The organism is Mycobacterium sp. WUMAC-067 (assembly GCF_020217485.1).
GTDB lineage: Bacteria > Actinomycetota > Actinomycetes > Mycobacteriales > Mycobacteriaceae > Mycobacterium.
On record NZ_JAEKMI010000100.1, the window covers coordinates 1 to 6,682 of the forward strand.

At 70.2% G+C, this 6,682-nt stretch carries 5 protein-coding genes; 2 read left to right on the forward strand and 3 right to left on the reverse strand.

Going from position 1 to position 6,682, the window contains the following annotated elements; all coding sequences use genetic code 11:
- Positions 1 to 192 precede the first annotated feature (192 nt).
- Complete coding sequence (locus JF781_RS27175; RefSeq protein ID WP_225330129.1) at positions 193 to 1,350, forward strand: alpha-hydroxy-acid oxidizing protein; 1,158 nt, start codon at positions 193 to 195, stop codon at positions 1,348 to 1,350.
- On the opposite strand, the gene JF781_RS27180 is transcribed toward JF781_RS27175, so the two are convergent.
- The 3 genes from JF781_RS27180 to guaA all read right to left on the reverse strand — a co-directional run bounded on the left by JF781_RS27180 (position 1,341) and on the right by guaA (position 5,433).
- Positions 1,341 to 2,909, reverse strand: coding sequence for a DNA polymerase Y family protein (locus JF781_RS27180; RefSeq protein ID WP_225330130.1), 1,569 nt, complete (start codon positions 2,907 to 2,909; stop codon positions 1,341 to 1,343). The genes JF781_RS27175 and JF781_RS27180 overlap by 10 nt on opposite strands.
- Positions 2,910 to 2,957: 48 nt before the next feature.
- Complete coding sequence (locus tag JF781_RS27185; RefSeq protein ID WP_225330131.1) at positions 2,958 to 3,647, reverse strand: hypothetical protein; 690 nt, start codon at positions 3,645 to 3,647, stop codon at positions 2,958 to 2,960.
- Positions 3,648 to 3,828: 181 nt separating this feature from the next.
- Entirely contained in the window at positions 3,829 to 5,433 is a 1,605-nt protein-coding gene (gene guaA / locus JF781_RS27190) for a glutamine-hydrolyzing GMP synthase (RefSeq protein ID WP_225330132.1), read from the reverse strand.
- 252 nt (positions 5,434 to 5,685) lie between these two features.
- Here guaA and JF781_RS27195 point away from each other — a divergent pair.
- Positions 5,686 to 6,682 (forward strand): PPE family protein (locus JF781_RS27195; RefSeq protein ID WP_225341338.1); only part of this gene is annotated, 997 nt, incomplete at its 3' end.

Genomic DNA, 6,682 nt, shown 5'->3' on the forward strand with positions numbered 1-6,682 from the left:
GTACGCGATCAACAACTCGTTCGGGTTCGGCGGACACAACGTGGCGACCGTCTTCGGGCGGTACTGACCGATACGTATCGGAGCGCATCGAAACCGCTTATCGCGGAATGTGTTTTCGCCGCACTGACCAACCCGTGGGGTCGCATCCTCGAACACCGTTTGGTGCACCGGGTGCGGGGTACTGGACCGACTATGGCCTTCGCCGACTACCAAAACGAGTTGTACGACCAGTCGCTGCACGGAAATCAGCCGCAGTACCCGATCAGGTTCGAGGACCTGGAGAAAAAGGCCGCGGCGGCGATGACACCGAAGGTGCTGCAGTACGTCGCGGGCGGCGCCGGTGACGAGCACACCCAGCGCGCCAACTGCGCGGCCTTCAAGCGGTGGGGACTGTATCCGCGGATGGGGGTCGCGCCCGAGGAGCGCGACATGTCCGTCGAGCTGTTCGGCATGAGGTTCCCGTCTCCGATCTTCATGGCACCCATCGGCGTCATCGGGGTGTGCGATCCGGACGGCCACGGGGACATACTCTGCGCCCGGGCCTCCGTCCGTACCGGCGTCCCGTTCTTCGTGGGCACGCTCACGTCCGACCCCATGGAGGTCGTCGCGGCCGAACTGGGCGATACGCCGGCGTTTTTCCAGCTGTACACGCCGCCGGATCGCAAGATGGCCGCCAGCCTGGTGCACCGCGCCGAGGCGGCCGGCTTCAAAAGCATCGCCGTCACCCTGGACACCTGGGTCACCGGCTGGCGGCCCCGCGACCTCAGCGGCGGGAACTACCCCCAGGTGCCCAGCGGGTGTCTGGCCAACTACACCAGCGATCCGGTTTTTCGCGCCAAGCTGAGCCGCGGCGAAGACGCCACCGAGGCGGCGGTGCGCAAGCTGCCGATTTTCGGCGGCCCGTTCCGGTGGGAGGACCTGGAGTGGCTGCGGTCGGAGACCGACCTGCCGCTGATGGTCAAGGGCATCTGCCATCCCGACGACGTTCGCCGCGCCAAAGACATTGGCGTGGACGGCATTTACTGCTCCAACCACGGCGGGCGACAGGCCAACGGCGGGCTGCCCTGCCTGGATTGCCTGCCCGACGTGCTCGAGGCGGCCGACGGGCTGCCGGTGCTGTTCGACTCCGGTGTGCGCAGCGGGGCCGACATCATCAAGGCGCTCGCGCTGGGGGCGACCGCCGTCGGGATCGGCCGGCCCTACGCCTACGGGCTGGCGCTCGGGGGCGTCGACGGCATCGTGCACGTGCTGCGCTCGCTGCTGGCCGAGGCGGATCTGATCATGGCCGTCGACGGATATCCCTCGCTCAAGGACCTGACCCCCGAGGCGCTGCGGCCCACCTACTCGTAACTCCCCTCGAGATACCAGCGCCGCTGGCGATAGCACAACAGCAACGCGCGCTCGCTCTCCAGCAAGATCTGGGCGCGGGCGGTGCGACCCCCTCTCGGTCCGACCCTTGGTCCGCCCCCATTGCCGGCCGCGGGCCGATCGTCCCACCACCGCTCGTCGACCGGCCAGGGCCCGGCCCACCAGCACAGCCGCTCGTCTCGGCCCTGGGTGATCATCCGGGCGGGGTCGGCGGAGAACAGCCCGCGGTTGGTCACCCGTATCGGATTCCCTTGGGCGTCAAGCAGTTCCACCGGATCGTCCAGCAACACCGCCGGTGACGGCTCGGGCAGCCGGCCGGGCCACGGCAGATCGGGATCGGCCCGCGGCACCGGCTCGTCGCCCAGCGGGATCAGCGTGATGCGCTCGGCCGGCCCGCGACCACCGGACAGCACCGGCACTCGCACCGCCTCCGGCCCGAGCAGGCCCTGCACCCGCACCAGCGCCCGTCGGGCCCGCAGCCTGTCCTCCTCCCCCAGCCCGCCCCAGAGCGGCAATTGCAGCGCCTCGGCGGATACCACCTCCACCGCGGCCAGCCGCAACAGTGTCACCGCGGCGGTGGGCCGGGGATCGCGCGCGGTGCGGTTGCTCAACCAGCCGTCGAGTTGCCAGCGCACCCGGTCGGCGGTGGCGTCCTCGGTCAACGGCTCGGCGCATCGCCACACCCGATGGCGTTCTTCGCCGTTGGCGGTGACGGCGTGGATGGCCAGCCGGGTGCATCCCACGCCGGCGGCCATCAGCTTCTGGTGCAGCGCGCCGGCCAGCGAGCGCCCGGCGAATGCCGCAGCATCGACCCGGTCGATCGGCGGATCGCAGTCCAGCACGGCCTCGAGCTCGGCCGGCGGTTCCCGCCCGGAGGGCGGCCGTTCGGGCTCGCCGCGGGCCAACCGGTGCGCGCTCACCCCGTCGGCGCCGAACCGGGAGGCCACGTCGCTGCGCGACAGCGCCGCGAACTGCCCGATGGTGCGAATCCCCATCCGCCACAACAGGTCCGTCAGCTCCTCCCGGCCCGGACCGGACAGGCTCGGTTCGGTGGCGAGTTGACGGATGGACAGCACCGACAAAAACCTCGCGTCGTCTCCCGGCTCGACGACGCGGCCCGCCCGCGCCGCGAAGACCGCGGTGGACAACTGGTCGGCGATCCCGACCTGACACTCGGCGCCGGCTGCGGCCACCGCGTCGATCAGCCGTTCGGCGGCGGTGGCCTCGGACCCGAAATAGCGGGCCGCCCCGCGCACCGGCAACACCAGGAGCCCGGGCCGCAGCACCTCGGCGCGTGGCACCAGATCGTCCACCGCCGCGATCACCGCTTCGAAGAAGCGGGCGTCACGGTCCGCGTCGGCGGTGGTGACATGCAGTTGCGGGCACCGGGCCGCCGCCTCCCGGCGCCGCAGCCCCCGCCGCACCCCCACCGCTCGGGCGGCCGACGAGCAGGCGATCACCCGGTTGGCCAACGTGACCGCGACCGGGACGGTCGCGGACAGATCCGCGGCCGCGGCCGCCGCCACCGCGGGCCAATCCATGCACCAGATCGCCAAAACCCTTGAACCAGAAGGGGTTACCACCGGAATTCACCCCGCTCGCGCTTGCGGCATCACCCGTCGCCCCGCACACATCCCGCTGACCTGCAGCCGCACCCCGCTGATCCGCCCGAATCCGGGGGCGGGCGCTCCCCAGTGGGGGGTGATCTCATATCCACAGACCCGGGCCGCGAGCCGCGTCGGCGCCCCCTGCCATTCGCCGCCGGTGACCAACAGGGTGCACCCCTTGTTGCGGGCCCGCGCCACCACCGCCCGCGCCCGGGTCGGCGGCACCCGGCGCCCGCCCAGCCCGAGGACCACCAGATCCATGCCGTCGACGAGCACCGCGGCCACCTCCACCGGATCGGTTCCGGGATCCGGTATCACCGCGAGCCGGCTCAGGTCCGCCCCCATCTCCGCGGCGGCCAGCAGCCCGATATCCGGCTGGCCGACGATCGCGGCGTTGCCACCGGCCGCCGTGACCGCGGCGACCATGCTCAACAGCAGCGACCGGGCACCCGAGAGCACCGCCACCGTTCCCCGCGGCAGCGGCGCCGGCAACAGGTCCGCCAGCCACTGCGGCAGCGCCAGCTGGGATTCCGAGTCCAGCAGCTCGTCGGCGGGCCCGCCGAAGGCCGGCCCGGACCTTTTCGCGGAGATGCCCGCCATCCGCTGCCGAAGCGATTCGAGCTGCTCAGCACGGGTTTCTTCGCGGTGACTGGAGGCAAAAGCCGCGGTCATGACAAGCCTCCTATCACCACGCTTTCGGGAGTGTATTCGAATGTGTGTTCGATACATGCGAAGTAAACACCCACCCTCTGACAACCGTCAAGAAACGGAAGGGGCGGCTTTATGCGATCGATACCGGTGGGGCAAATGGGTGCTATGTGGCCGCTTTTTCGCTGGGACTAGGTCCAGCCGGCTACTCCCACTCGATGGTGCCCGGCGGTTTGCTGGTGATGTCGAGCACCACGCGATTGACCTCGGCCACCTCGTTGGTGATGCGGGTCGAGATGCGCTCCAGCACCTCGTAGGGAACCCGGGTCCAGTCGGCGGTCATGGCGTCCTCACTGGTCACCGGCCGCAGCACGATCGGGTGCCCGTAGGTGCGGTTGTCGCCCTGCACGCCGACCGAGCGGACGTCGCCCAGCAGCACCACCGGGCACTGCCAGATCAGGTTGTCCAGGCCGGCGGCGGTCAGCTCCTCGCGCGCGATCGAGTCCGCCCGCCGCAGGGTGTCCAACCGCTGCGCGGTGACCTCGCCGACGATCCGGATGCCCAGGCCGGGACCCGGAAACGGTTGGCGCGCAACGATTTCCTCCGGCAAGCCCAGCTCGCGCCCGACCGCGCGCACCTCGTCCTTGAACAGCAGCCGCAGCGGCTCGACGAGTTTGAACTTCAGGTCGCCGGGCAGGCCGCCGACGTTGTGGTGGCTCTTGATGTTCGCGGTGCCGCTGCCGCCACCGGACTCCACCACATCGGGATACAGCGTGCCCTGGACGAGGAAGTCAACGCCGGAACCGTCGGAAGCGTTGTCCCCCACAATGTCTCGCACCGCGCCCTCGAACGCCCGGATGAACTGGCGGCCGATGATCTTGCGCTTGCCTTCGGGATTGGTCACGCCCGCGAGCGCGTCGAGGAAGGTGTCGGCCGCGTCGACGGTCACCAGGTTGGCGCCGGTGGCGGCCACGAAGTCGCGCTGCACCTGCGCGCGCTCGCCCTCGCGCAGCAGCCCGTGGTCGACGAAGACACAGGTCAGGCGGTCGCCGATGGCGCGCTGCACCAGCGCGGCGGCCACCGCGGAATCCACGCCGCCGGACAGCCCGCAGATCGCGTGGCCGTCGCCGATCTGGGCGCGCACCTGCTCGACCAGCGCCTCGGCGATGTTGGCGGCCGTCCAGTCCGCGCCGAGCCCGGCGAAGTCGTGCAGGAAGCGGCTGAGCACCTGCTGCCCGTGCGGGCTGTGCATCACCTCCGGGTGGTACTGCACCCCGGCCAGGCGACGGGCCCGGTTCTCGAAGCCGGCCACCTGCGCGCCCGCGCTGCTGGCCACCACCTCGAATCCGTCCGGCGCGGCGGTGACCGCGTCGCCGTGGCTCATCCACACCGGCTGGACGCTGGGCAATCCCGAATGCAGTTCGCCGCCAAGGACTTTCAGTTCGGTCCGGCCGTATTCGCTGGTGCCGGTGTGGGCGACGGTCCCGCCCAGCGCCTGCGCCATGGCCTGAAACCCGTAACAGATGCCGAACACCGGCACCCCGAGATCGAACAGCGCCGGGTCGAGCTGAGGGGCACCGTCGGCGTAGACACTGGACGGCCCGCCGGAGAGCACCAGCGCCAGCGGGTCGCGGGCCTTGATGTCCTCGGCCGTGGCGGTGTGCGGGATGACCTCGGAGAAAACCCGGGCCTCGCGGACCCGGCGGGCGATCAGCTGCGCGTACTGCGCGCCGAAGTCCACGACGAGCACCGGTCGAGCCGGCGGTCCGGACGTACCCGATGTTTGCGCGTTTCCAGTGGATTCGGCCACGCAGGCGAGTCTAGTGGCCACCTGCGCCGGCCCCGCCCGAGAGGCCTTCCGCGGAAACGTGGTGCGCAACGCGCCGCTGCGGCGAATTTTATGCCTTTGATATGAGGGGGGCGGGCCCGTCTTGATAACGACAATCATTTTCAATTAACTGGTCGAGGATTCTGCAACCTCGCCCAGCCCAGGAGTTGCCCTGATGGCGTTGCCCGCCGCAATCCCCCCGCCGATCGCCGACCGCAGCGGGGGTGTCCGACGATGACCGCACCGATGTGGATGGCGTCCCCGCCGGAGGTGCACTCAGCGTTGCTGAGCAGTGGCCCGGGACCGGCGTCGCTGTTCGCCGCGGCGGCGGCGTGGAGTTCGATGGGCGCCGAATACGCCTCGGCGGCAGAAGAACTCAGCGCGCTGCTGACGTCGACGCAGGCCGGCGCGTGGCAGGGGCCCAGCGCCGAATCCTACGTTGCCGCGCATACCCCCTATCTGGCGTGGTTGACGCAGGCCAGCGCGCACAGCGCCGCGGCGGCCGCCCAGCACGAGACGGCGGGCACCGCCTACACCGCCGCGTTGGCGGCGATGCCGACCCTGCCCGAGCTGGCCACCAACCACGTCGTCCACGGCGCCCTGGTGGCGACGAATTTCTTTGGGATCAACACCATTCCGATCGCGGTCAACGAGGCCGACTATGCGCGGATGTGGGTCCAGGCCGCCGGCACGATGGCGACCTACGAAGCCGTCTCCACCGCGACGGTGGCGGCCATACCGCCGACGGACCCGGCGCCGCCCATCCTCAAGTCCGAGGCCACCGCCCAACACGACCACGAGGAGGACGACGACCACCACGACCACGAGCACGGATTCGACAGTCCGCTCAATCAGTTCATCGCTCAGATCCTGCGGCTGTTCGGCATCGACTGGGATCCGGTCGAGGGGACCCTCAACGGCTTGCCCTACGAGGCCTACACCAACCCCGGCGACGTGCACTGGTGGGTGGTTCGAGCCCTCGAGCTGTTTTCGGATTTTCAGCAATTTGGGGCGCTGTTGCAGGAAAACCCGGCGGCGGCCTTCGAGTTCATCACCAACCTCGTGCTGCTCGACTGGCCGACTCACCTGGCCCAGCTCGCCAGTTGGCTCCCGACGCAGCCCCAGTTGCTGCTGCTGCCGATGCTCGTCGCGGTGGCCCCTTTCGGGGCGCTGGGCGGTTTTGCGGGCCTAGCCGCGCTGACGCCCCCGGCTGCGCCCGCCGCGGTGCCGG

Excerpts from the sequence above, each read along its gene's own strand:
- JF781_RS27175 (WP_225330129.1), top strand. The coding sequence starts at position 193 with ATGGCCTTCGCCGACTACCAAAACGAGTTGTACGACCAGTCGCTGCAC.
- JF781_RS27185 (WP_225330131.1), bottom strand. The coding sequence starts at position 3,647 with ATGACCGCGGCTTTTGCCTCCAGTCACCGCGAAGAAACCCGTGCTGAG.
- JF781_RS27180 (WP_225330130.1), bottom strand. The coding sequence starts at position 2,909 with ATGGATTGGCCCGCGGTGGCGGCGGCCGCGGCCGCGGATCTGTCCGCG.